Here is a 24,378-nt window from a genome sequence, read left to right as displayed (position 1 = left end):
CTCCTCACGCGCGAAGCAGGATGGCCGATGTGGGGACGCCCTCGCCCGCCGTGACCAGGCAGGTGGCGGCGTCGGGGACCTGGGCGGTGGAGGTGCCGCGGAGCTGCTTCACGCCCTCGTTGATGAGGTTGAAGCCGTGGACGTACGCCTCGCTCAGCCCGCCGCCGCCGGTGTTGAGGGGCAGCCGGCCGCCGATCTCCAGGGCCCCGCCCTCGGTGAACGCGGCGCCTTCGCCGCGCCCGCAGAAGCCGTAGCCCTCCAGGGAGAGCGGTACGAGCGGGGTGAAGGCGTCGTAGATCTGGGCGACGTCGACGTCCTGGGGGCCGAAGTCGGCCTGCTTCCACAGGTGCCGGGCGGCGGTCCAGGCGGGTCCGGACAGCGGGTCGTCGTTCCAGTAGTTGACCATGCCGTGGTGCTGGGCGGGCAGGCCCTGGGCGGCGGAGTGCACGTACACGGGCTTCTGCCGGCAGTCGCGGGCCCGTTCGGCGCTCACGATCACGCAGGCGAGGGCGCCGTCCGTCTCCAGGCAGTTGTCGAAGAGGCAGAGGGGTTCGCTGATCCAGCGGGCGGTCATGTACATCTCGCGGGTCAGCGGGCGCTCGTACATGATCGCGGCGGGGTTCTGGTTGGCGCGGTTGCGGCAGGCGAGGGCGACGTTGAAGAGGTGGTCGCGGGTGGCGCCGTACTCGTGCATGTAGCGGCGGGCGAGCATGCCGATCTCGTCGGCGGGGCGGAGCAGCCCGTAGGGGCGGGTCCACTGGCCGGGGGTGGGCAGCTGGACGGCGGTGTTCTTCCAGGGCCGGGGGCCCGAGCCCCGTTTCCTCGACCGCCAGGCGACGCCGACGCTGGCCTGGCCGGTGGCGACGGCGGCGGCGAGGTGGCCGACGGTCGCGCAGGACCCGCCGCCGCCGTACCCCACCTTGGAGAAGAAGGTGACGTCGCCGGCGCCGATGGCCTTGGCGACCTCGACCTCGTCGGTCTCCTCCATCGTGTACGAGGCGAACCCGTCGACCTCGGACGGGTCGATCCCGGCGTCGTCGAGGGCGGCGAGGATCGCCCGGCAGGCGAGGGCCTTCTCGGTCTCGGGCAGGTGTTTGGCGAAGGCGGTCTGACCGATTCCGACGATCGCCGTGGCGTCCTTGAGCACCGAACCTCCTCATGGGGCAGCACTGCTGACAGCGCGTCAGGCTACAACTAATCTGACGGATAGTCAGCTACAGGGAGGTTGGGTATGGACATGCGCGGCGACCTGGAGTGGGGCACGATCCCCGGTCTCGTACGGGCCGCGGCCGAGCGGTACGGGGCGCGGGAAGCCGTCGTCGACGGCCGCGCCCGCGTCACCTACGCCGAACTAGGCGAACGCGTCGAACGGGCCGCCGCCGCCTGCCTCGCCACCGGCATGCGCCCCGGCGACCGGGTCGCGATCTGGGCCCCCAACACCCTCGACTGGATCGTCTCGGCCCTCGGCGCCGTCACCGCCGGCGCCGTCCTCGTCCCCCTCAACACCCGCTTCAAGGGCACCGAGGCCGCTTACGTCCTCCAGCGCTCCCGGGCCCGCCTGCTCTTCGTCACCGGTACCTTCCTCGGCACCTCGTACGTGGCCTCCCTGCGCCGCTCCGGCGTCGAACTCCCGTACCTGGAGAAGGTCGTGGTCCTCGGCGACACCGCCCCCGACGAACCGGACTGGACGACCTGGAAGGCCTTCCTCGCCGCAGGCGACCGGATCCCCGCCGCCCGGGTCCGCGCCCGCGCCGACGCGATCGATCCCGACGCCCCCTCCGACATCATCTACACCTCCGGCACCACCGGCCGGCCCAAGGGCGCCGTCATCAGCCACGCCCAGTCCCTGCGCTGCTACGCGATCTGGGCCGGGCTCGCCGGCCTCCGGGAGGGCGACCGCTACCTCGTGGTCAACCCCTTCTTCCACACCTTCGGCTACAAGGCCGGCATCCTCGCCTGCCTCATGCACGGCGCGGTGATCGTCCCCCAGTCCGTCTTCACCGTCGACACCGTCCTCGCCAACATCGCCGCCGAGCGCATCACCGTCCTCCCCGGCCCGCCCACCCTCCACCAGTCCCTCCTCGACCACCCCGCCCGGGCCGCCCACGACCTCTCCTCCCTCCGGCTCGTCGTCACCGGCGCGGCCGTGGTCCCGCTCCGGCTCGTCGAACGCCTCCGCGCCGACCTCGGCGTCGGCACGGTCCTCACCGCGTACGGCCTCTCCGAGGCGAGCGGCATCGTCACCATGTGCCGCCGCGACGACCCGGACGAGACGGTCGCCACCACCTCGGGCCGCCCCGTCCCCGACACCGAGGTCCGGCTCTCCCCGACCGGCGAGGTCCTCGTCCGCGGCCACCACGTCATGAGCGGCTACTTCGAGGACGAGGAGGCGACGGCCGCGGCGATCGACCCCGAGGGCTGGCTCCACACCGGGGACATCGGCGTCCTCGACGACGCCGGCAACCTCCGCATCACCGACCGCCTCAAGGACATGTTCATCGTCGGCGGCTTCAACGCCTACCCGGCCGAGATCGAGCAACTCCTCGGGCTCCACCCCGACATCGCCGACGTCGCCGTCATCGGCGTCCCCGACTCCCGGCTCGGCGAGGTCGGCAAGGCCTTCGCCGTCCGCCGCCCCGGCGCCCGCGTCACCGCCGACGACCTCATCGCCTGGTCCCGCCGCGAGATGGCCAACTACAAGGTCCCGCGCGCCGTCGAGTTCGTCACCGAACTCCCGCGCAACGCGAGCGGCAAGGTGGTGAAGGGGGAGCTGCGGGCGCGAACGTCGGGGTGACGGGCGGGGGAGTGACGGGGCCGGCGGGTGGTGCAACCGACGTGCTCCATGTACACGTCATACGGGCAACCGTTCGCCTCCCTCCTCCCTCTCCTCCCCTCTCCAGGAGCAGCCGGTGTCGACGCAAGAGATCCCCCTCACCCTCACCCCGCAGCAGGCCGCTCAGGGTGTGATCCTCACCGTCCAACTGCCCTCAGGACCCGCCCACCTCACCGTCCGTCCCTGCCGCCACGGCGAACTCGTCGCCGCCAGGCTCGGCGACGGCACGGTCCACCTCCGCATCACCGTCGCCGGCGCCGCAGCCCCCAAGAAGTCCGGCGGCCTCGGCTGCCTGGTCACCCTCTGCGTCATCGGCGCCCTCGTCGGAGGCTCGTACCTGCTCGGCGACGACAAGGACGACGCCCCCGGCTCCAGAGGCCCCGGCCCCGTCCCCACCTTCTCCTACGAGCCCTTCCCCAGCCTCGACCCCACCTCGACCCCCACCGAGGAACAGCCCGACCCCTACGAGAAGGGCACCTGCCTCAACGGCTCCCTGCCCGACTCCACCACCGCCCAGAGCGTCGACGACGTCGAGGAAGTCCCCTGCTCCGCCTCCGACGCCCACTACAAGGTCATCCAGACCTTCCCCTTCACCTCCGACATGAACAACTGCAACTCCAACCCCAAGACCCAGTACGCCTTCTCCCACCGCTACACCATGAACGGCACCACCGTCAGCGAGTACGTCTACTGCCTCGTCGGCCTCGGCTCGTACGCCCGCTGAGCCCCGCCGGGAAACGCGAAGAGGGGCCGGGCAGATGCCCGGCCCCTCTTCGCGGTGGTCCGATCGCGTTGCGCACGGGCCCTGCCCGGACGGATCCCCCCTGGTTCCGCCGGGTGTCCCCCGAGCCCGTGTGCTCCCCCGTCGACCGGACCTCCATGGTCGGCCCCGGCGACTCCCCCGATGGCGCCGCCGCGGCCGTTCTCCCCGTCGGGAATGGTCTACTTGGCCGGCTCGGTGGTGGCGTGCATGTTGTCCGTCGTGGCCGTGCCGGCGCTGCCGTCGATGGGCTCCGTGGTGGCGTGCATGTTGCCGTTGATGCCGAGCTTCTCGGCCACCGAGTCGGTGAGCGGAGCGTCCGTCGCGTGCATGTTCTTGCTGACGATGTCCTCGCCGGTGGCGTGCATGTTCGTCGGCGAGGCTATGGGCTTGGTCGGGTCCAGGTCGGCCATGGTGATCAACTCCCGTAGTGACTTCGGATGGGGCGAGTGGGCCCTGCCGGCCGTTCCCCCGTGGACAGCCGGAGGGCCCACTCGGAGCCGTTCACCCTAGTGCGACGGTGTGACGGCCGTACCATCGACCCGTCTGCCCCCCGACGCGGCGGATCGATGAGAGAAGACTGCCCGACTGTCATAAACGAACGATGAACGGGCAGCTCAGTGGTCAGGCCGCGGCGGTCTCCAACAGCAGCGCCCGTACCTCGGATTCCTCCGGCGAGCCGAGCTCCACGAAGATGCCGAGGGCCTCCTGCCAGCAGACCCGGGCCCGCCCGTGCTGCCCTATGCCGGACAGCGCGCGGCCCAGGACGACGAGGACCTGTCCCCGGCGCCACTCGCCGCCCACTCCCCAGAGGATGGCGAGCGCCATCTCGGAGTTCGACGCGGCCTGGGCGTACCGACGGGCCGCGATGTCGACCTCGGCGATCCTGAAGAGCGACATGCCCTCCCACAGGCGCTGCCTGCTGTCCTGGAACACCTCCAGGGCCTCGGCGAGCCGTGCCGCGGCCTGGTCCAGCTGGCCGCCCTGGGTCAGTGCGAGTCCGAGTGCGTAGCGGCCGTTGGCGCCCTTGAGGGAATGGCCCATGGCGTCGTACATGTCGGTGCCGCGCCGGGCCAGTTCGACCGCGATGTCCGTCTGCCCCATCGCCAGGTGGATCCGGGAGAGGTTGCAGAGGGCGCTGGCCTCGCCGGCCGCGTCGTCGCAGGCGCGGAACGCCGCCGTCGCCTGGGCGAGGAAGCGTTCCCCGTCGGCGTTGCGGCCCTGGTAGAGGGCCATGATCCCCAGGGCGTTGGCCGCCCAGCACAGCGGGAGGTCGTCGCCCGTCGTGGAGGTGAGGTCCATCGCCTCGTGGGCGTGGCCGTCCGCCTCGTCGAAGCGGCCCGCCACGTGCTGGACGTACGCCAGGGTCAGCGCCGCGCGTCCCTCCGCCCGGGTGTCGCCCGTCGTGCCGGCCGCTTCGCGCAGGACGGTGGCGACGGCTTCGTACTCCTTGGAGTTGGCGCCGGATTCGGCGAGGTCGAGGGAGGCCCAGAGGAGGTCGACGCCGCGGCGGAGGGTGGTGGGGGAGGAGGCGGACTGGCGGACGGTGGCGAGGAGGCAGTTGGCCTCGGCGTAGAGCCAGTCCTGGGCGTCGTGGCGGTCGGTGAAGGTGAGGCCGTCGTGGGTGGTGGGTTCGAGGTGGTCGACGAGGCGGTCGCCGGGGCGTTCGATGGCGTAGACCCGGGCGGCGGTCGACAGGTAGAAGTCGAGGAGGCGGGAGAGGGCGGCCTCCTTCTCCGAGGGGGGCTGTTCGTCGCGGTCGGCGCACGCACGCGCGTAGAGCCGGACGAGGTCGTGGTAGCGGTAGCGGCCGGGCGCGGCGGATTCGACGAGGGAGGTGTCGACGAGCGCCTCCAGGAGGTCCTCGGTGTCCCAGAGGGGGAGGTCGAGGACGGCGGCCGCGGCCGCGAGGGAGATGTCGGGGCCGTCGGCGAGGCCGAGGAGGCGGAAGGCGCGGGCCTGGGCCGGTTCGAGCTGGCCGTAGCCGAGTTCGAAGGTGGCCTTGACGGCGAGGTCGCCCGCCTGGAGCTCGTCGAGGCGGCGGCGCTCGTCGGCGAGCTTCGCGGCGAGGACCGACACGGTCCAGGTGCGGCGGGCGGCGAGGCGGGACGCGGCGATGCGGATCGCGAGGGGGAGGAAGCCGCAGGCGGCGACGACGTCGAGCGCGGCCTCCCGCTCTGACCCGACGCGTTCCTCGCCGACGATCCGGGTGAAGAGCTGGAGCGCCTCCTCGGGGGACATCACGTCCAGGTCCACGAGGTGCGCGCCGGCCAGGTCGACCATGCGGATCCGGCTGGTGACGAGGGCCGCGCAGCCTGCCGTGCCCGGCAGGAGGGGGCGGATCTGGGCGGCGTCACGGGCGTTGTCGAGGAGGACCAGGACGCGGCGGCCGTCGAGGGTCGAGCGGTAGAGCGCGGCGCGGTCCTCCAGCGAGTCGGGGACGGCCGAGTCGGCGGTGCCGAGGGCGCGGAGGAACGAGCCGAGGACCGTCTCGGGTGCGGCGGCCCGGTTGCCCGCGCCCTGGAGGTCGACGTACAGCTGGCCGTCGGGGAAGTGCGGGCGGGCCTCGTGGGCGACGTGCACGGCGAGCGTGGTCTTGCCGACGCCGCCGATGCCGGCGAGCGCCGACACCGCCATGACGTGGCCCTCGGCGGTGGCGAGCCGGGCGCCGAGTTCCCGTACGAAGGACGTGCGGCCGGTGAAGTCGGGGACGGTCGCCGGGAGCTGGGCGGGCCGGGCGACGGGGGCCGCGGCCGGGGCGGGTTCCTCGACCGGGCGGGCGAGTTCGGCGTCGGCCTGGAGGATCCGCTGCTGGAGCCGGGAGAGTTCGGGTGTGGGGTCGACGCCGAGTTCGTCGGCGAGGAGCCGGCGCGTGTCCGCGTACACGGCGAGTGCCTCGGCCTGCCGTCCGCTGCGGTAGAGGGCGAGCATGAGCAGCTCGCGGAGCCGCTCGCGCAGCGGGTGCGCGGCGGTGAGCGCGGTCAGCTCGGAGACGGCCTCCGCGTGTGCGCCGACCTCCAGGTCGATGTCCAGGCGGGTCTCCAGGAGCGTGAGCCGCCATTCCTCCAGGCGGGTCCGCTGGGTCTCGGCGTACGGGCCCGGTACGGAGGCCAGCACTTCGCCGTCCCACAGGTCCAGGGCCTCGGCGAGCCGTTCCCGGGCGCCCGCGCGGTCGCCGCCGGCCCGCAGCTTCTCGGCCTCGGCGGCCAGCTCCTGCGCGGTGGTGACGTCGAGCGCGGCGGCCGAGGTGCGGAGTGCGTACCCGCCCGACTCGCTGACCAGGACCTTCGGGTCCAGGGCCTTGCGGAGGCGCGAGGCGTACGTCCGTACCGCCGCGAGCGCCTGCGACGGAGGTTCCTCGCCCCAGAGCGCGTCGATCAGCTCGTGCGCGGTGGCCGTCCGCCCGCCCCGCAGCAGCAGCGCCGCGAGCAGCGCCCGCTGCTGGGGCGATCCGGTGGGCACGGCCTCTCCGTCCCGCCACGCCCGCACGGGTCCGAGCACCCCGAATCGGAGCACCCCGGGGGCGTCCGTGCCCGTCGTGACGTCCGTCCTCGTCGGTGCGTCCGTGCCGGTTCCCGGCGCGGCTTCCGCGGCCGTCCGCGCGTCCGTGGCCCTCCCGGCGTCGGTGCTCGCGAAGGCGTCCGTGCGGGCGTCTTCGCCCGCCGGGGTCGTCGCGCCCGTCCTCGGAGCCCGCTGCACCGGAACTCGCGGCCCGTTCTCACGGTCCATCGCTCCCCCTGCCCGTACCGCTGGTTTCGCCCAGGACAGTCTGCCTTGTCCGGAGGGAGTCCGTCAGCATCGGGTCGGCGGCAGTACGGCCGGGGAGGGGCCGTGGCGTAGTCGTGGCGAGGCCGTTGTGCGGGGGTCGTGTGGCCGTCGTGTGACCGTTCTGGGTCCCGGTAGCTGACGGGTCGTCAGATCGGCGCTACCGTGAGAGCCATGGAGACCTTCCCGAAGATCATCTCGGTGGACGACCACACCGTGGAGCCCCCGCACGTCTGGCGGGACCGGCTCCCGTCGCGGTACCACGACACCGGGCCCCGGATCGTCCGCGCCCCGCTGAAGGAAATGACGTTCCTCGGCGGGAAGTTCGCCCCGGTCATGGGGGCGAAGGGCGACGAGGGCCCGATCGGCGACTGGTGGGTGTACGAGGACCTGCACCGGCCGCTGACGCGGCTCGACACGGCCGTCGGCTACGACCGTGACGAGATACGGCTCGAAGTCATCACGTACGAGCAGATGCGGCCCGGCTCCCACTCCGTGCCTGACCGGCTCGCCGACATGGACGTCAACCACGTCCAGTCCGCGCTGTGCTTCCCGACCTTCCCCCGCTTCTGCGGGCAGACGTTCACCGAGGCCGGCGACCGGGAGCTCGGGCTGCTCTGCGTCCGGGCCTACAACGACTGGATGGTCGAGGAGTGGTGCGGGCCGGAGGCGCACGGCCGGCTGATCCCGCTCACGCTCATCCCGCTCTGGGACCCGGAGCTCGCCGCGGCCGAGGTGCGGCGCAACGCGGCGCGGGGCGTGCGGGCCGTCGCGTTCTCGGAGATCCCGCCGCACCTCGGGCTCCCCTCGGTCCACACGGACCACTGGGACCCCTTCCTCCGGGCGTGCGACGAGACCGGCACGGTCATCGCCATGCACATCGGCTCGTCGAGCCGGATGCCGTCCACCTCGGCGGACGCCCCGCCGGCGGTCGGCTCCACGATCACCTTCGCGAACTGCTGCTTCTCGATGGTCGACTGGCTGATGAGCGGCAAGTTCGAGCGCTTCCCGAACCTCCGGATCATGTACGCGGAGGGGCAGATCGGGTGGATCCCGTACATCCTGGAGCGCGCGGACGTCGTCTGGGAGGAGAACCGCGGCTGGGGCGGCGTCGCCGACAAGGTCCTGCGCCCGCCGTCCGAGCTGTTCGCCGGCCACGTCTTCGGCTGCTTCTTCGACGACGCCTTCGGGCTGCGCAACCTGGACGCCATCGGGGTCGGGAACGTCCTGTACGAGACCGACTACCCGCACTCCGACTCCACCTGGCCCAAGTCCCGGGAGGTCGGCGAGGCCCAGATGGGCCACCTGGCCCCGGACGTCGTCGAGCGGATCGTGCGCGGCAACGCGATCGACCTGCTCGGCCTGACGCCGGAGGGCCTCTGGCGGCCGTAGGCCGCGTCCCGCCGATCCCGGGCCGGGTCCCACCCGGCGGGGGAAGGGGGCCGGGCCGCCCCCGCAAGGCCCTCGCGGGGCGCCCCGGAGCGATTCCGGGGCGCCCCGCCCCTTGTCTGATGGTGCGTCAGGTACGAGCATGACCCTCGTCCGCTCATAACTGACGGTACGTCAGAACCAGGGGGTCCCCATGGTGGTCTACGGCATGCAGCTGCCGGTCCAGTCGCAGAGCACCCTCTACGTCGAACCCTGGGAGGCGGCCGCGGGTCCGGCGGACCTGCTCGCCGTCGCCCGGGCCGCCGAGGCCCACGGCTTCGACTACCTCGCGAGCTGCGACCACGTCGCGATCCCGCGCCGGCTCGCCGGGCCGATGAGCACCGTCTGGTACGACCCGGTGGCCACGCTGTCCTTCCTCGCCGCCGCCACGGAGCGGGTCCGGCTCCTCTCGCACGTCGCCGTCGTCGGCCTGCGCCATCCGCTCGTCACGGCCAAGGCGTACGCGACGCTCGACCACCTCTCCGGAGGACGCCTGGTCCTCGGGGTCGGCGCGGGGCACGTCCAGGAGGAGTTCGAGACGCTCGGCGTGGACTTCGCCCGCCGGGGCGCGGTGCTCGACGAGACCCTCGACGCGCTGCGGGCGGCCCTCGGGCCCGAGGAGTACCCGGAGCACCTGGGGGAGCGGTTCGCGTTCAAGGACCTCGGGCAGCTGCCCAGGCCCGCGCAGCAGCGGGTCCCGCTCTGGGTGGGCGGCTCGTCGCCGGCCGCCGTGCGCAGGGCCGCGCTCAAGGGGGACGGCTGGCTGCCGCAGGGCGATCCGCGGGAGAAGCTCGCCGCGCAGATCCAGCGGCTGCTGCGGATCCGGGCGGAGGCCGGGATCGCGGAGCCGGTCACGGTCGGCGCGATCACCGAGGCGCTGTACGTCGGCGCCCCCGGCTGGGAGGTCGGCCGGCGCACCCTGAGCGGTCGGCCGGAGGAGCTCGCCGCCTCCCTGCGGGCGTACGGGGAGATGGGCGTGCACCAGATCCAGGTGCGGTTCCGGTCCCGGAGCCGTAGCGAACTCATCGACCAGATGGCGGCCTTCGGCACGGAGGTCGCACCACACCTCTGAGGGGTACGGACATGGGAAAGCTCGACGGGCGGGTCGTCCTCGTCACCGGCGCGGCGCGCGGGCAGGGCGAGCAGGAGGCGCGGCTCTTCGCCGCCGAGGGGGCGAAGGTCGTCCTCGGGGACGTCCTGGACGGCGCCGGCGAGGCGCTGGCCAAGGAGCTGGGGGAGGAGCGGGCGGCCTTCGTCCACCTGGACGTGACCAGCGAGGAGGAGTGGACGGCGGCGGTGGCCGTCGCCAAGGAGCGGTTCGGGAAGATCGACGGGCTCGTGAACAACGCCGGCATCCTCCGCTTCAACGAGCTGCTCTCCACCCCGCTGGAGGAGTTCCAGGCGATCGTGTCGGTCAACCAGACCGGCTGCTTCCTCGGCATCCGCACGGTCGCGCCCGAGATCGCGGCGGCCGGCGGCGGGACCATCGTCAACACCGCCTCGTACACGGGGCTCACGGGCATGGCCGGGGTCGGCGCGTACGCGGCCTCCAAGCACGCGGTCCTGGGGCTCACCCGGGTCGCGGCCCTGGAGCTGGCCGCGAAGGGGATCCGGGTGAACGCGGTCTGCCCGGGGGCGATCGACACCCCGATGAGCAACCCGGAGGGAGTGGACCCGGCGGCCACGGCCGAGCTGTACCGCAAGCTCGTGCCGCTCGGGCGGATCGGGCGCCCGGACGAGGTGGCGGCCCTGGCGCTGTTCCTGACCGGGGAGGAGTCGGCGTACATCACGGGCCAGCCGTTCGTGATCGACGGCGGCTGGCTGGCCGGCGTGAGCCTCTTCTGAGAAGCAGATCTGACGAGTCATCAGGTATTGACCGCGCCCGCCCGCGGTGCGACAGTCGGGCACATCACAGATCTGACGATGCGTCAGAAACTAGAGGACGGTGAACCCCCTTGGAATTCGGGATCTTCGTACAGGGATACGTCGGCAAGCGCGCCGAGACCGATCCCGAAGCCGAGCACAAGGCCCTCATGGAGGAGACCGAGTACGTCATCCAGGCGGACAAGTCCGGGTTCAAGTACGCCTGGGCCTCCGAGCACCACTTCCTGGAGGAGTACTCCCACCTCTCCGCCAACGACGTCTACCTCGGCTACCTCGCCCACGCCACCGAGCGCATCCACCTCGGCTCCGGCATCTTCAACCCCCTCGCCCCGGTCAACCACCCGGTGAAGGTCGCCGAGAAGGTCGCCATGCTCGACCACCTCTCCGCCGGACGCTTCGAGTTCGGCTCCGGACGCGGCGCGGGCTCCCACGAGATCCTCGGGTTCATGCCGGGCATCACCGACATGAACCACACCAAGGAGCTGTGGGAGGAGACCATCGCCGAGTTCCCCAAGATGTGGCTCCAGGACGAGTACGCCGGCTTCCAGGGCAAGCACTGGTCGCTGCCGCCCCGCAAGGTGCTCCCCAAGCCGTACGGGAAGTCCCACCCCGCCATGTGGTACGCGGCCGGGTCCCCCTCCTCGTACGCCATGGCCGGCAAGAAGGGCCTCGGCGTCCTCGGCTTCAGCGTGCAGAAGGTCTCCGACATGGAGTGGGTCGTCGAGTCGTACAAGACGGCGATCAAGGAGGCCAAGGCGATCGGCGACTTCGTCAACGACAACGTCATGGTCACCTCGACGGCCATCTGCGCCGAGACCCACGACAAGGCCGTCGAGATCGCCGTCGGCGGCGGCCTCAACTACCTCCAGTCGCTGCTCTTCCGCTACCACGACACCTTCCCCCGGCCCGAGGGCATCCCCGAGTGGCCCGAGCTGCTCCCCGAGTACTCCGCCGAGATCATCGAACTCCTCATCCAGGAGGAGCTGATGATCTGCGGAGACCCCTCAGAGGTCCTCGCCCAGTGCAAGCGCTGGGAGCAGGCCGGCGCCGACCAGCTCTCCTTCGGGCTCCCCATCGGGATCTCCTACGAGGACACGATGAACTCCATCAAGCTCATCGGCGAACACGTCATCCCCAAGATCGACACCGACCCCGTCCACCGCACCACCCGCTTCCGCCAGGCCGCGGGCTCCTGACGAGACCCCCCGCCCCCCTGTGTGGGCAATCGTCCCGCAGGGCGGGACGGGTGGGCACACGGGACGGCGCCTTGGCGGGCGCCTCCGCCTTCCGTGTCTTGACCCGCACCAACGACGCGGGGCGGTGTCTTCCCGGACCGCCGCCCCGTACGAGCCCCGGCCGGGGCCCCGCGGCGGCCCCGGTCCGGGGCACACCCGCGTCCACGGACAGAAAGGGACCGTCATGCTCGACCACCTGATCACGGGCGCCACCGTCGTGGACGGCACCGGCGCCCCCGGCCACGTGGCCGACGTCGGCATACGCGACGGCCGGATCGTCTTCCCCGGCCCCGGCGCCACCGCCCGCACCAGCGAGGACGCGACCGGACTCGTGCTCGCGCCCGGATTCGTCGACCCGCACACCCACTACGACGCGCAGCTGTTCTGGGACCCGTACGCCACGCCGTCGATGAACCACGGCGTGACCACGGTGGCGGGCGGGAACTGCGGCTTCACCCTCGCGCCGCTGCACCCGGACCGGCCGGAGGACGCGGACTACACGCGCCGGATGATGTCGAAGGTCGAGGGCATGGCGCTCAAGGCGCTGGAGGACGGCGTCGACTGGAGCTGGTCGTCGTTCGCCCAGTACCTCGACGCCCTGGAAGGGCGGATCGCCGTCAACGCCGGCTTCATGGTCGGCCACTGCGCCCTGCGCCGGTACGTGATGGGCGCGGACGCGGTCGGCGGGCAGCCCACGCCCGAGCAGCTGGACCGGATGGTCGCCCTGCTCAAGGAGGCCATGGAGGCGGGCGCGTGGGGTCTTTCCACCACCCAGTCCTCGACCCACTCGGACGGCGACGGCGCCCCGGTCGCCTCCCGGCACGCCACGCCCGCGGAGCTGATCGCCCTGTCGAGGGCCGTCGGCGAGCACGAGGGCACACAGCTGGAGGCCATCCTCGCGGGCTGCCTCGACCAGTTCTCGGACGACGAGATCGAACTGTTCGTGGAGATGACCGCCGCCGCCGGGCGCCCCCTCAACTGGAACGTCCTCACCATCGACGCCGCCGTTCCCGAACGCGTCCCGCGCCAGCTGACGGCGTCCGAGCGGGCCCGGAAGTCCGGCGGCCGGATCGTGGCGCTCACGATGCCGATCCTCACGCCCATGAACATGTCCCTCGGCACGTTCTGCGCGCTCAACCTCATCCCCGGCTGGGGCGAGATCCTCGCCCTCCCGGTCCCCGAGCGGATCGCGAGGCTCCGCGACCCCGAGGTGCGGGCCGGGATGCTGCTGCGCGCCGACTCCAAGGAGGCGGGGGTGTTCCGGCGGCTGGCGGACTTCGGCCGGTACGTCATCGGCGACACGTACAGCCGCGAGAACGAGGGGCTCACCGGCCGGGTCGTGCGGGACGTCGCCGCCGAGCGCGGACAGGACGCGTTCCAGGCACTCGTCGAGATCTGCGCCAACGACGACCTCAGGACCGTCCTGTGGCCGATGCCCCGCGACAACGACCCGGCGTCCTGGGCGCTGCGCCGGGAGACCTGGGATCACGAGGACGTCCTGCTCGGCGGCTCGGACGCCGGCGCGCACCTGGACCGGATGTGCGGAGCGCCGTACACGACCCGCTTCCTCGGGGACTGCCTGCGCGGCCGGAAGCTGGTCCCGCTGGAGCGGGCGGTGAAGATGCTCAGCGACGACCCGGCGCGGCTGTTCGGCCTGCGCGAGCGGGGCCGTATCGCGGAGGGCTTCCACGCCGACCTCGTCCTCTTCGACCCCGAGCGGATCGACGCGGGCCCGGCGACCCTGGTGCACGACCTGCCGGGGGACAGCCCCCGGCTCGACTCGCGCGCGGTCGGGATCGTTTCGGTGCGGGTCAACGGCGTGGAGACGGTACGGGACGACGAGGTGACCGGCGCGATCCCGGGCAGGGTGCTGCGCTCCGGCCGTGACACGAGGACGGTGAACACCAGGTGAGGACCGAGAAGCTCTTCATCGCCGGGGAGTGGGTCGAGCCCGACGGCGGCCACTACGAGGTGATCGACCCGGCCTCGGAGGAGGTCGTCGGCCTCGCGCCGGAGGCGAGCCGGCGGCAGGTGTACGAGGCGGCCGCCGCGGCCCGCGAGGCCTTCGCCTCCTGGTCCCGCACGAAGCCGGAGGAACGGGCCGCGATCCTCGACCGGGCCGCGGACCTCATGGCCAGGGACGCCGACGCGAACACGCTCCTCGCGCGGGCCGAGACCGGCGCCACCACCGGGACCGCGCGCGGGATGCAGGTCGCGGTCGGGTCCTCCCGCTTCCGGCGCTACGCGCGGGGCGCGATGGAGCCGGTCGAGCAGGCGCTGCCCCCGCAGATCAACGAGGCGGGGCCGATGGGGAAGGCCGGCGTGTTCGGCGCGGTGGCGGTGCGGCGCCCGGTCGGCGTCGTCACCTGCATCACCTCGTACAACAACCCCTGGGCCAACCCGGCCGGGAAGATCGCCCCGGCGCTCGCCATGGGCAACACCGTCCTGGTGAAACCGGCCCCTCAGGACCCGCTCTCCGTGTACGCGATGACCCGCGCCCTGGAGGAGGCGGGGGTCCCGGCGGGCGTCGTCAACGTCGTCACCGGCTCCGCACAGGCGGTCGGCGAGGCCGCCGTCGACTCCCCGGACGTCGACATGGTGTCGTTCACCGGCTCCACGGCCGTCGGGCAGGCGATCGGCGAGGTCTGCGGCCGCTCCCTGAAGCGGCAGCTGATGGAGCTGGGCGGGAAGGGCGCCGCGCTCGTCTTCGACGACGCCGACCTGGACGCGGCGGTGATGGGCATCGGCACGACGTTCGCCTTCTACAGCGGGCAGATCTGCACGGCCCCGACGCGGGTCCTGGCGCAGCGCGGGATCTACGAGCGGCTGATCGAGAAGCTGACCGGCTACCTGGCCTTCATGAAGGTGGGGGACCCGGCGGAGCAGGGCACGGTCGTCGGCCCGGTGATCTCGGCGGCGCACCGCGACCGGGTGGAGGCGTACGTCGAGCTGGGCCGGAAGGAGGGGGCGCGGGTCGTCGCGGGCGGTGAGCGTCCGGACTTCGCCCGGGGCTTCTACGTGGCCCCGACGCTCCTCGCCGACTGCACCAACGAGATGCGGGTGGTGCGGGAGGAGATCTTCGGCCCGGTCGTCGTGGTCGTCCCCTTCGACGACGAGGAGGAGGGGGTCGCGCTCGCCAACGACAGCGACTACGGACTGATCGACTACGTGTGGTCCGGCGACGTCGCCCGCGCTTTCCGCACGGCGGCCCGGCTGCGGGCCGGCGGAGTGGGCGTGAACACGATCGGGCGGAACATGGAGGCGCCGTTCGGCGGGTTCAAGAAGAGCGGGGTCGGGCGGGACGTGGGCTCGTACGCGCTACACGCATACAGCGAGCTGCAGGCGGTCGTCTGGCCGGGGTGAGGACGGTCCGAAAATTCCTCGGGAAAATTTGAAATCGGACATTCGAGACAGTGCTGCGGTTCCCGCATATCGGACACCCGGCGACCGACCTACCAGTTGGTCGGTCCGTCGCGGTGGTCGATCTTTCAATCATTGGCGAGTGCCCGCTTCGACCCGTCCAATGAAAGGCGATGATCGATCAAATGAGCGGACTCTGGTCTTCCGGATGTGGAAACCGCAGCATTTAACGTCCTGTTCATGACTCAGGTGGAAGCCCGGCCCCAGGCCGGAGACACGGTAAGGGGCGTCGACGCCCCGAGCGGCACCTCCGATGTGCGCGGCAAGGGCCTCGGCGGAAACTCCGTCGGCCTCCTCGGCAGTGCCGTCATCGGCATCTCCACCGTCGCTCCCGTCTACTGCCTGACCTCGACGCTCGGCTCCACCGCCGGCGAGGTCGGTCTGCAGATGCCCGCCATCTTCCTGGCAGGCTTCCTCCCGATGCTCCTCGTCGCCTTCGCGTACCGGGAGCTCAACAAGGTCATGCCCGACTGCGGCACCTCGTTCACCTGGACCGTGAAGGCCTTCGGGCCCAAGATCGGCTGGATGTGCGGCTGGGGCCTGGTCATCGCGACGATCATCGTGCTGTCCAACCTGGCCGGCGTCGCCACCTCCTACTTCTGGCTCCTCGCGGGCGAGATCACCGGATCCGCGTCCATCGCCGCCCTGGACGACAACAAGGCCGTCCACATCGTCACCTGCCTGACGCTCATCGCCGTCGCCACCGCGATCAGCTACCGCGGCATGACCGCCACCAAGGGCCTCCAGTACACCCTCGTCGGCCTCCAGCTCGTCGTCCTCGCCGTCTTCGTGGCGATGGCCCTGTCGAAGGCCGGGTCCTTCGAGACCTCCGTCGACTTCTCCTGGTCCTGGATGAACCCCTTCGCGGTGCAGTCCTTCGCGGCCTTCACCGCGGGCCTCTCGCTCTCGATCTTCATGTACTGGGGCTGGGACGCCTGCATGGCGACCAACGAGGAGACCACCGGCAGCGCGAAGACCCCCGGCCGCGCCGCGCTCATCGCGATGGTCGTCCTGGTCGGCTCGTACCTCGCCACCGGCATCGCCGCCCAGATGGTCGTCGGCTCCGGCGACCAGGGCCTCGGCCTCGCCAACCCGGAGACCTCCGACAACGTCTTCGCCGCCCTCGCGGGCCCCGTCATGGGCCCCACGCTCGGCATCCTGCTCTTCGTCGCCGTCCTCGCCTCGGCGGCCGCGAGCCTCCAGACGACCTTCATCCCGGTCGCCCGCACGGTCCTCGCGATGTCCACCTACGAAGCGCTGCCGAAGTCGTTCACCAAGGTCCACCCGGTCTTCAAGACCCCCGGCAAGGCCACCATCGTCGCGGGCGTCGCCACCGGCGTCTTCTACACCGTGATGACCCTGGTCAGCGAGCACGTCCTGGTCGACACCATCTACGCGCTCGGCCTGATGATCTGCTTCTACTACGCCCTGACGGCCTTCGCCTGCGTCTGGTACTTCCGCGGCGAGCTCTTCCGCTCGGCCCGCGACCTCGCCTTCAAGGGCCTCCTGCCGGCCCTCGGCGGCCTCATGCTGACCGCCGTCTTCGGCAAGACCCTGTACGACATGTGGGACCCGGCCTACGGCTCCGGCTCCGCCGTCCTCGGCGTCGGCTCGGTCTTCGTGATCGGCGTCGGCCTGCTCGCCCTCGGCGTCGTCATCATGCTGGTCATGCAGCGCAGGAGCCCCGCGTTCTTCCGCGGCGAGATCCTGACGAAGGAGACGCCGTCGCTGGTCGTCGCCGACTGAGCCGCGACCGCACGCACTCCTGAGTCACCGAGAGCGCGAAGGCGGCGGGCCCGTGGGGGGTCCCGTCGCCTTCGTCTTTCGCTCTCCGCCGTCCGTCGCCGCTCAGCGGCCCGGAAGCAGCCGCTCCACCGCCGCGTTCGCGGGCGGCAGGTCGGGGGTGCCGGCCGGCTTCGCCTTGGGGGTGAGGACGCCGCTGAGCGGGACCACGGACGGAAGGTTCATTCCGCCGGTGTCGGCGGCGGCGGTGCCCGCGGCGGAGACGGCGCCGGCCGCGGCGAGACAGGACAGGGCGGCTGCGGTGAGGATCCTCTTCATGACCGCACCAACGCGGACGCCCTGGATCCGGTTACTGTCGCGCGGCGACTACCAGGACTGGCCGGCCGGCTGCTTGGTCGTCGCGTTGAGCCGGTTGAAGAGGTTCGTGACCCCGAGCCACGCCACGATCTGGGCGAGCTGCTGCTCGTTGTAGTGGCGCGCGGCCTCCTCCCACACCGCGTCCGGCACCGCGTCCGGACGGTCCGCGAGCCGCGTCGCGTGCTCGGCGAGGTCCAGCGCCGCCCGCTCCGCGTCGGTGAAGTAGGGGGCCTCCCGCCAGGCGGCCACGGCGTGCAGCCGCTCGGCGGTCTCGCCGTCCTTCTGCGCCTTCTGCGCCCCGCCGACCACGCAGAACCCGCAGTTGTTGATCTGGCTGGCCCGCAGGTGGATCAGGTCGAGGGTGCTGGAGGGGACGTCGCTGCCGCCCTGCACGGCCTTGATCAGCTGGAAGATCGCGGGGCCGACGTCGGACAGGACGATGGCGGGGTTCGGGATGCGAGCGGTCACGGAAGGCTCCTTAGGATGCGTACATGATCAACTGGTCGATGCGCCCGGCACGGGCTGAGGAAGTGGAGACCGTCGCCGAGCTGAGAGCTGTGGTGATGCGGGACGACCTGGTCAGGCTCGGGGTGTTCGACGAGCAGCAGGTGCGACAGCGACTGCGGAGGCGCTACCGGGCCGAGTACACCTCGGTGGTCGAGGTGGACGGGGCCTTCGCGGGCTGCGTGGCCCTGGTTCCGCACGCCGACGGCGACGACGGCGGACACGGACTCGGCGACGGCGAAGGCTTCTGGCTGGAGCACTTCTACCTCAGCCCCGAGACCCAGGGCCGGGGCGTCGGCACGGCGGTGCTGCGCGAGCTGCTCGGCCGGACGGACGCGGAGGGGGCACCCGTCCGCCTCCAGTCCCTGCGCGGCAGCGCGGCCATCCGCCTCTACGAGCGGGAGGGCTTCACCGTCGAGGCGGAGACGCCGTTCGACGTGTGGATGGTGCGGGAGGCCCGCACGGTCACGGCGAGGGGATGACGCCCGCCGGCTGGCGAACGGTCACGTTCAGCCGGTTGAAGAGGTTGGTGATCCCGACCGTCAGCACGATCGAGGCGAGCTGCTTCTCGTCGAAGTGGTCGGCGGCCGCGTCCCAGACGTCGTCCGGCACGGCGTCCGTCACGTCGGCGAGGCGGGTCGCCGCCTCGGCGAGCGCGAGGGCCGCGCGCTCCTCGTCGGAGAAGTACGGCGCCTCGCGCCAGGCGGCGACGGCGAACAGCTTCTCGTCGCTGACCCCGGCCTTCTTGGCGCCCTTCGCGCCGAAGTCGACGCAGAAGCCGCAGTTGTTGATCTGGCTGGCCCGCAGGTGCACGAGCTCAAGGAGGGACTCGTCGACCCCGCCCTGCCGGGACGCCTTCACCAGGTTCATGATCGCCGGGGCGGCGTCCGGAAGCAGGTAGGCGGGGTTCGTCATACGGGCCTTGGGCTCGTGCAGCGCCATCGTGATCGCTCCTCAGCGTCTCTCGTCTTTCGCTTTCACTGCACTGACGGAGCGCGCGACGAGGATGTGACAGCTCCGGAGAACTTTTTTCGGAGAAATTTTCCGGGAGCCCGTCACGCGCCCCTGACCTGCGGTTACGCCTCCTCGGCCTCCGCGATGAGGGCGGTGGCGACCGTGCGGAAGCCCAACCGGCCGTAGAGCCGGGCCACGTCGGCGTCCGAAGCCGACAGGAACACCAGCTCGGCGCCCCCCGCCCGGGCGTCCGCGACCAGCGCGGCGGTGACCGCCAGGCCGAGGCCGCGCCGCTGCGCCGCCGGCACGGTGCCGACGCCGACGACCTCCGAGACCGCGCCGACGGGCTGGTGCTGACCCGCCGAAAGGGCGCTTCCGGTGTCGTCGAGGGCCGCGGCGAGCCGGGTCAGCCCGCCCGTGATCCGCTGGGCGACCCGGTCGGCGGCGCCGGGCATCGGCGGCATGCCGAAGGCCGCGAAGGGGGCGGCCACGGCCGTCTCCAGGGCGATGTCGTCCGCGCCGACCATCCGCACGGTGACCCCTTCCGGGTCCGGCACGGCGAGCCCGTCGCCCTCCAGGACCATCAGCGGGTGCTCGTGCACGGTGAGCCCGCTCGCCTCCACGGCCGCCCGCAGCCCCGGCGTCGTCTCCGCCACCCACTCGAACGCCTCCGGCACCCCCAGCTCCCGCTGCCGGGCCCGTACCGCCTCCACGGCCTCGACGGCCACCTCGCCCTCGTGCCCGAGGGTCGGGCGGGCGTAGTAGGGCCAGCCGTTGCCCGCCTGGACGAAGAGGGTCAGCGGACCGAAGTCCTCGGCGCGGGAGGAGGGGCGGGTGACGGCGTCGTAGTACGACTCGATTCGGTTCAGCACCCGGACACGGTAGGGGGCGGTGCGGGGCGGCGCAGGCGGTTTTCGGGCGCGCCGGCGGGAACCGCTCCTGGCATGATCCCGTCACCAAGTGCAGACAGGGGAGAGGGGGAGCCATGAGCCGCACGAGCAACACCTGCCCGGGCTGCGACCGCGACGACCTGGTGCAGGCCGTGCCCGCCGTGTACCTCGCGGGCCGAAACGCCGTCACCAGCCGGGAACGGGACAGCGACGGCGACATGCGGACCGTGACGAGGACCGTGAGCACCGGCCTCTCCGACGCCCTCGCGCCGGTGCCCCCGCCGCCCACGTACGCGATCGGCTGCCTCGGCCTCCTCGCCGCGGCCGTCTCCGTCGGCACCTTCCTCGGCGGGGTCATCGCCGGCAAGTGGTTCCGGGACGAGCCCGGGCACCAGCCGCCGGAACTGGACGGCTGGCCCACGCTCCCGCCGGACACGCCCGCCGACCCACCGCCGGCGTACGGCTTCCTGGGCTGGATCTCGGCGCTCGCCCTGCTCGCCGCCGTCCTCGTCTGCGTCGTCGTGGTGCGCCGCCGCACCGCCTTCGCCCGCGTCACGCGCCGCCGCCACCAGGCCGAGGAACTCTGGTCGCACGGCTGGTACTGCCACCGCTGCGGCACCGTGCACCTCCAGGACGTCCCCGGCGAGGACCGCACCCCGCTCACCCCGCAGCACTTCCGCGAGAAGGTCTGGGAACACGGCGGCTACGGCGACCTGGCCGCGGAGCGGCGCGCGGTGGACCCCGCCCGCTGACGCACGGCACGTCGCGACCCTCGGAAATCCGCGCCCCAACCCCTACCGTGCCGCTATGCGGATCTCGACCACGATCTTCCTGACCGACGAGACCATCGAACCGGTACGGCTGGCACGCGAGCTCGAGGAGCGCGGGTTCGCCGGCCTCTACCTCCCCGAGCACACCCACATCCCGGTCGAACGGACCACGCCCTACCCCGCGGGCGGCGAACTGCCCCGCGAGTACAGCCGGCTCCTCGACCCCTACGTGGCACTCGGCCAGGCCGCCGCCGTCACCGAACGGCTCGGCCTCGGCACCGGCGTCACACTGCTCGCCGAGCACGACCCCATCGCCCTCGCCAAACAGATCGCGACCCTCGACCACCTCTCCGGCGGCCGCTTCACCCTCGGCCTCGGCTACGGCTGGAACCGCGAGGAAGCCGCCGACCACGGCGTCGACTGGTCCACCCGGCGGGGTCTCACCCACGACCGGCTGGACCTCATGCGCGCCCTGTGGGCACCCGAACCCACCGCGTACGAGGGCACGTCCGGCGGCTCCGTACGCGCCTCGGAGGCCTGGCCCAAGCCGGCCGGCGGCGCGCCCCGCATCCTCCTGGGCGGCGCGGCAGGCCCGAAGCTCTTCGCCCGCGTCGCCGAAGGCGCGGACGGCTGGATGCCGATCGGCGGCCGCGGCCTCACGGAATCCCTCCCGGTCCTGCGCGAGGCCTGGGAGAGCGCCGGCCGCGACCCCAAGACCCTCCAGCTCGTCCCGTACGCCGTCCTCCCCAACCCGGGCAAACTCGACCACTACGCCGAACTCGGCTGCGCCGAGGTCGTCCTCCAACTCCCCCCGGCGGGCGAGGCCGAGGTGCTGCGCACCCTCGACGCCTACGCCCGGTACCTGTGAGGGGCCGGGGCGACCACCGATGAGACCCCGGGGCGGTGCCCTTCCCGGGGAGACACCCTTCCCGGGCGGACGCCGTCCCGGGTGGACGCCCTTCCTGGGGAGACTCGAGCATGCGCCGCCCCACCCGCTCGTATGCTCGGTTCATGACTGATCACCAGGCAGCCCGCCCCACCGAGAACGCCATGCGACGCGCCCTCAAGCGGGCCAGGGACGGGGTCGCGCTCGACGTGACCGAGGCGGCCGTGCTGCTGCGGGCACGGGGCGACGACCTGACGGATCTGGTGGCGTCCGCGGGCCGCGTGCGGGACGCCGGCCTGGAGGCGGCCGGGCGGCCCGGGGTCATCACGTACTCGAAGAGCGTGTTCATACCGCTCACCCGGCTGTGCCGGGACAAGTGCCACTACTGCACCTTCGTGACCGTCCCCGGCAAGCTCCGCCGCGACGGGCACGGGATGTTCATGTCGCCGGACGAGGTGCTCGACATCGCCCGGCGCGGGGCGGAACTGGGCTGCAAGGAAGCACTGATCACACTGGGCGACAAGCCCGAGGACCGGTGGCCCGAGGCCCGCGAGTGGCTGGACGCGCACGGGTACGACGACACCATCGCGTACGTACGGGCCATGGCGATCCGCATCCTGGAGGAGACCGGACTGCTGCCCCACCTCAACCCGGGCGTGCTGTCCTGGACCGACTTCCAGCGGCTCAAGCCGGTCGCCCCGTCCATGGGCATGATGCTGGAGACGACCGCGACCCGACTGTGGTCCGAGCCCGGCGGCCCCCACTACGGGTCCCCCGACAAGGAGCCCGCCGTCCGCCTCAGGGTCCTCGAGGACGCCGGCCGCTCCTCCGTCCCCTTCACCTCCGGGCTGCTCCTCGGCATCGGGGAGACCCTGGAGGAGCGCGCAGAGTCGCTGTTCGCGCTGCGGCGCGTGGCGCGCGCGTACCACTCGATCCAGGAACTGATCATCCAGAACTTCCGCGCCAAGCCGGACACGGCGATGCGCGGGATGCCCGACGCCGAACTGGACGACCTCGTCGCCACCGTCGCCGTCGCCCGGCTCATCATGGGCCCCTCCGCCTGCCTCCAGGCCCCGCCGAACCTCGTCGACTCCGAGTACGAACGGCTGATCGCGGCCGGCATCGACGACTGGGGCGGCGTCTCGCCGCTCACCATCGACCACGTCAACCCCGAGCGCCCCTGGCCGAGGATCGAAGAGCTCGCCGCCCGGTCCGCCGCCGCCGGCTTCGAACTGCGCGAACGGCTCTGCGTCTACCCCGAGTTCGTCACCCGCGGCGAACCCTGGCTCGACCCCCGGCTCCTCCCGCACGTCCGGGCCCTCGCCGACCCCGAGACCGGCCTCGCCGACCCCGACGCCCCCGTCCGCGGCCTGCCCTGGCAGGAACCCGACGAGGCGTTCACCGCCACCGGCCGCACCGACCTCCACCGCACCATCGACACCACCGGCCGCACCCACGACCGGCGCGACGACTTCGACGAGGTGTACGGCGACTGGGAGTCGCTGCGCGAGGCCGCCGCGCCCGGCATGGTCCCCGAACGGGTCGACGCCGACGTCCGCGAAGCACTCGCCGTCGCCGCCGACGACCCGACGAAGCTCACCGACGCACAGGCACTCGCCCTGCTCCACGCCGACGGGCCCGCCCTCGACGCCCTCACCCGCGTCGCCGACGACGTCCGCAAATCCATGGTCGGCGACGACGTCACGTACATCGTCACCCGCAACATCAACTTCACCAACGTCTGCTACACCGGCTGCCGCTTCTGCGCCTTCGCCCAGCGGCGCACCGACGCCGACGCCTACACCCTCTCCCTCGACCAGGTCGCGGACCGCGCCGAGCAGGCCTGGGACGTCGGGGCCGTCGAGGTCTGCATGCAGGGCGGCATCCACCCCGACCTGCCCGGCACCGCCTACTTCGACATCGCCCGCGCCGTGAAGAAGCGCGTCCCCGGCATGCACGTCCACGCCTTCTCCCCGATGGAGGTCGTCAACGGCGCCACCCGCACCGGCCTGTCCATCCGCGAATGGCTCACGGCGGCGAAGGAGGCCGGACTCGACTCCATCCCCGGCACCGCCGCCGAGATCCTCGACGACGAGGTCCGCTGGGTCCTCACCAAGGGCAAGCTGCCGACCGCCACCTGGATCGAGGTCATCACCACCGCCCACGAACTGGGCATCCGCTCCTCCTCCACGATGATGTACGGGCACGTCGACCAGCCCCGGCACTGGCTCGGCCACTTCCGCACCCTCTCCCGCATCCAGCAGGAGACCGGAGGATTCACCGAGTTCGTCACCCTCCCCTTCATCCACACCAACGCCCCGGTCTACCTCGCCGGCATCGCCCGCCCCGGCCCCACCACCCGCGACAACCGGGCCGTCATCGCCATGGCCCGCCTCCTCCTCCACCCCCACATCCCCAACATCCAGACCAGCTGGGTCAAGCTCGGCACCGACGGCGCGGCCGAGATGCTCCGCTCCGGCGCCAACGACCTCGGCGGCACGCTCATGGAAGAGACCATCTCCCGCATGGCCGGCTCCAGCTACGGCTCCTACCGTTCCATCCGCGACCTCGAAGCCATCGCCTCCGCCGCCGGCCGCCCCGCCAAGCCCCGCACCACCCTCTACGGCCCCGTCCCCGCCGAGCGCCAACACACCGCCCGCGCCTCCGACGGCCACCTCCCCACCCTCCTCCCCGTCCTCCCCCAGCCCTAACGCCCCGGGCCTGCGCCCCGCCCGTTGCGGGCAATCGTTCCGCCGGGGCGGTGTCCACCCCCGCGCGCTGCGCCCCGCCCCGCGTTGTGGGCAATCGTTCCGCTGGGGCGGTGCCCACCCCCGCGCCTGCGCCCCGCCCCCGCGTTGTGGGCATTCGTTCCGCTGGGGCGGAACGGGTGGGCACAACGGACGGCGCCCCTTGCCGGGCCCAGGCTTCCGCGCCTGAACCCGCACCCGG

General features: G+C 72.2%; 20 protein-coding genes. 13 read left to right on the top strand and 7 right to left on the bottom strand.

Going from position 1 to position 24,378, the window contains the following annotated elements; all coding sequences use genetic code 11:
* Positions 1-4: 4 nt before the first annotated feature.
* Complete coding sequence (locus tag OO54_RS23440) at positions 5-1,147, bottom strand: lipid-transfer protein (protein ID WP_017241033.1); 1,143 nt, start codon at positions 1,145-1,147, stop codon at positions 5-7.
* A gap of 90 nt (positions 1,148-1,237) precedes the next feature.
* Between OO54_RS23440 and OO54_RS23435 the strand changes: the two genes are divergently transcribed.
* Together OO54_RS23435 and OO54_RS23430 are read left to right on the top strand one after the other, a co-directional pair.
* Positions 1,238-2,794: a FadD3 family acyl-CoA ligase gene (locus OO54_RS23435; RefSeq protein WP_033206334.1), complete on the top strand. Its 1,557-nt coding sequence runs from the start codon at positions 1,238-1,240 to the stop codon at positions 2,792-2,794.
* 115 nt (positions 2,795-2,909) lie between these two features.
* Positions 2,910-3,557 carry an LppU/SCO3897 family protein gene (locus OO54_RS23430; protein WP_033206182.1) on the top strand — a complete coding sequence of 216 codons (648 nt, stop codon included), beginning with the start codon at positions 2,910-2,912 and terminating at the stop codon, positions 3,555-3,557.
* Positions 3,558-3,775: 218 nt separating this feature from the next.
* On the opposite strand, the gene OO54_RS23425 is transcribed toward OO54_RS23430, so the two are convergent.
* Both OO54_RS23425 and afsR read right to left on the bottom strand, forming a co-directional pair.
* The gene (locus OO54_RS23425; protein WP_033206179.1) at positions 3,776-4,006 is read right to left on the bottom strand and encodes a hypothetical protein; all 231 of its coding nucleotides are present in this window, start codon (positions 4,004-4,006) and stop codon (positions 3,776-3,778) included.
* A gap of 211 nt (positions 4,007-4,217) precedes the next feature.
* Positions 4,218-7,322, bottom strand: a complete 3,105-nt coding sequence (afsR, locus tag OO54_RS23420; RefSeq protein ID WP_033206177.1) for an SARP-family global regulator AfsR — start codon at positions 7,320-7,322, stop codon at positions 4,218-4,220.
* Between the two features lie 210 nt (positions 7,323-7,532).
* Here afsR and OO54_RS23415 point away from each other — a divergent pair, with 210 nt between their 5' ends.
* The 7 genes from OO54_RS23415 (at position 7,533) to OO54_RS23385 (ending at position 17,071) form a co-directional block, all read left to right on the top strand.
* Positions 7,533-8,750: an amidohydrolase family protein gene (locus tag OO54_RS23415; protein ID WP_033206174.1), complete on the top strand. Its 1,218-nt coding sequence runs from the start codon at positions 7,533-7,535 to the stop codon at positions 8,748-8,750.
* A 190-nt stretch (positions 8,751-8,940) separates the two neighbouring features.
* Positions 8,941-9,858: an LLM class F420-dependent oxidoreductase gene (locus OO54_RS23410; protein ID WP_033206171.1), complete on the top strand. Its 918-nt coding sequence runs from the start codon at positions 8,941-8,943 to the stop codon at positions 9,856-9,858.
* An 11-nt stretch (positions 9,859-9,869) separates the two neighbouring features.
* Entirely contained in the window at positions 9,870-10,631 is a 762-nt protein-coding gene (locus OO54_RS23405; RefSeq protein WP_033206169.1) for an SDR family NAD(P)-dependent oxidoreductase, read from the top strand.
* Between the two features lie 110 nt (positions 10,632-10,741).
* On the top strand, positions 10,742-11,866 hold the full coding sequence (locus OO54_RS23400) for an LLM class flavin-dependent oxidoreductase (protein ID WP_033206167.1): 1,125 nt from the start codon (positions 10,742-10,744) through the stop codon (positions 11,864-11,866).
* Between the two features lie 223 nt (positions 11,867-12,089).
* On the top strand, positions 12,090-13,817 hold the full coding sequence (locus OO54_RS23395; RefSeq protein WP_033206165.1) for an N-acyl-D-amino-acid deacylase family protein: 1,728 nt from the start codon (positions 12,090-12,092) through the stop codon (positions 13,815-13,817).
* Positions 13,814-15,268 (top strand): aldehyde dehydrogenase family protein, encoded by a 1,455-nt coding sequence (locus OO54_RS23390; RefSeq protein ID WP_033206162.1) that lies wholly within the window; start codon positions 13,814-13,816, stop codon positions 15,266-15,268. Before OO54_RS23395 ends, OO54_RS23390 begins: the two co-directional genes overlap by 4 nt.
* A 237-nt stretch (positions 15,269-15,505) precedes the next feature.
* Positions 15,506-17,071 carry an APC family permease gene (locus tag OO54_RS23385; protein WP_033206159.1) on the top strand — a complete coding sequence of 522 codons (1,566 nt, stop codon included), beginning with the start codon at positions 15,506-15,508 and terminating at the stop codon, positions 17,069-17,071.
* 102 nt (positions 17,072-17,173) lie between these two features.
* Here OO54_RS23385 and OO54_RS23380 read toward each other — a convergent pair whose 3' ends face one another.
* Together OO54_RS23380 and OO54_RS23375 are read right to left on the bottom strand one after the other, a co-directional pair.
* Positions 17,174-17,386 carry a hypothetical protein gene (locus OO54_RS23380; protein ID WP_017241046.1) on the bottom strand — a complete coding sequence of 71 codons (213 nt, stop codon included), beginning with the start codon at positions 17,384-17,386 and terminating at the stop codon, positions 17,174-17,176.
* Between the two features lie 48 nt (positions 17,387-17,434).
* Positions 17,435-17,893 carry a carboxymuconolactone decarboxylase family protein gene (locus OO54_RS23375; protein ID WP_033206156.1) on the bottom strand — a complete coding sequence of 153 codons (459 nt, stop codon included), beginning with the start codon at positions 17,891-17,893 and terminating at the stop codon, positions 17,435-17,437.
* Between the two features lie 23 nt (positions 17,894-17,916).
* Here OO54_RS23375 and OO54_RS23370 point away from each other — a divergent pair, with 23 nt between their 5' ends.
* Complete coding sequence (locus tag OO54_RS23370; RefSeq protein WP_026058536.1) at positions 17,917-18,411, top strand: GNAT family N-acetyltransferase; 495 nt, start codon at positions 17,917-17,919, stop codon at positions 18,409-18,411.
* On the opposite strand, the gene OO54_RS23365 is transcribed toward OO54_RS23370, so the two are convergent.
* The gene (locus tag OO54_RS23365) at positions 18,395-18,871 is read right to left on the bottom strand and encodes a carboxymuconolactone decarboxylase family protein (RefSeq protein ID WP_033206153.1); all 477 of its coding nucleotides are present in this window, start codon (positions 18,869-18,871) and stop codon (positions 18,395-18,397) included. The genes OO54_RS23370 and OO54_RS23365 overlap by 17 nt on opposite strands.
* A gap of 134 nt (positions 18,872-19,005) precedes the next feature.
* The gene (locus OO54_RS23360) at positions 19,006-19,755 is read right to left on the bottom strand and encodes a GNAT family N-acetyltransferase (protein WP_033206151.1); all 750 of its coding nucleotides are present in this window, start codon (positions 19,753-19,755) and stop codon (positions 19,006-19,008) included.
* 113 nt (positions 19,756-19,868) lie between these two features.
* Here OO54_RS23360 and OO54_RS23355 point away from each other — a divergent pair, with 113 nt between their 5' ends.
* The 3 genes from OO54_RS23355 to OO54_RS23345 all read left to right on the top strand — a co-directional run bounded on the left by OO54_RS23355 (position 19,869) and on the right by OO54_RS23345 (position 24,140).
* Positions 19,869-20,525: a hypothetical protein gene (locus OO54_RS23355; RefSeq protein WP_033206148.1), complete on the top strand. Its 657-nt coding sequence runs from the start codon at positions 19,869-19,871 to the stop codon at positions 20,523-20,525.
* A gap of 55 nt (positions 20,526-20,580) precedes the next feature.
* Positions 20,581-21,411 (top strand): LLM class F420-dependent oxidoreductase, encoded by an 831-nt coding sequence (locus tag OO54_RS23350; protein WP_033206145.1) that lies wholly within the window; start codon positions 20,581-20,583, stop codon positions 21,409-21,411.
* 143 nt (positions 21,412-21,554) lie between these two features.
* Positions 21,555-24,140 (top strand): bifunctional FO biosynthesis protein CofGH, encoded by a 2,586-nt coding sequence (locus tag OO54_RS23345; protein WP_033206143.1) that lies wholly within the window; start codon positions 21,555-21,557, stop codon positions 24,138-24,140.
* Positions 24,141-24,378: the final 238 nt, after the last annotated feature.

Origin of the sequence: Streptomyces wedmorensis (assembly GCF_000716445.1) — a bacterium.
GTDB classification, from domain to species: Bacteria; Actinomycetota; Actinomycetes; order Streptomycetales; family Streptomycetaceae; genus Streptomyces; species Streptomyces wedmorensis.
This window is presented reverse-complemented; position numbering and strand designations above follow the sequence as displayed.

Bases quoted from the DNA above. Each gene is read 5' to 3' on its own strand.
- OO54_RS23435 (WP_033206334.1), top strand. From the start codon at position 1,238: ATGCGCGGCGACCTGGAGTGGGGCACGATCCCCGGTCTCGTACGGGCC.
- OO54_RS23425 (WP_033206179.1), bottom strand. From the start codon at position 4,006: ATGGCCGACCTGGACCCGACCAAGCCCATAGCCTCGCCGACGAACATG.
- afsR (WP_033206177.1), bottom strand. From the start codon at position 7,322: ATGGACCGTGAGAACGGGCCGCGAGTTCCGGTGCAGCGGGCTCCGAGG.
- OO54_RS23415 (WP_033206174.1), top strand. From the start codon at position 7,533: ATGGAGACCTTCCCGAAGATCATCTCGGTGGACGACCACACCGTGGAG.
- OO54_RS23410 (WP_033206171.1), top strand. From the start codon at position 8,941: ATGGTGGTCTACGGCATGCAGCTGCCGGTCCAGTCGCAGAGCACCCTC.
- OO54_RS23405 (WP_033206169.1), top strand. From the start codon at position 9,870: ATGGGAAAGCTCGACGGGCGGGTCGTCCTCGTCACCGGCGCGGCGCGC.
- OO54_RS23395 (WP_033206165.1), top strand. From the start codon at position 12,090: ATGCTCGACCACCTGATCACGGGCGCCACCGTCGTGGACGGCACCGGC.
- OO54_RS23385 (WP_033206159.1), top strand. From the start codon at position 15,506: ATGACTCAGGTGGAAGCCCGGCCCCAGGCCGGAGACACGGTAAGGGGC.
- OO54_RS23380 (WP_017241046.1), bottom strand. From the start codon at position 17,386: ATGAAGAGGATCCTCACCGCAGCCGCCCTGTCCTGTCTCGCCGCGGCC.
- OO54_RS23370 (WP_026058536.1), top strand. From the start codon at position 17,917: ATGATCAACTGGTCGATGCGCCCGGCACGGGCTGAGGAAGTGGAGACC.
- OO54_RS23365 (WP_033206153.1), bottom strand. From the start codon at position 18,871: ATGGCGCTGCACGAGCCCAAGGCCCGTATGACGAACCCCGCCTACCTG.
- OO54_RS23355 (WP_033206148.1), top strand. From the start codon at position 19,869: ATGAGCCGCACGAGCAACACCTGCCCGGGCTGCGACCGCGACGACCTG.
- OO54_RS23350 (WP_033206145.1), top strand. From the start codon at position 20,581: ATGCGGATCTCGACCACGATCTTCCTGACCGACGAGACCATCGAACCG.
- OO54_RS23345 (WP_033206143.1), top strand. From the start codon at position 21,555: ATGACTGATCACCAGGCAGCCCGCCCCACCGAGAACGCCATGCGACGC.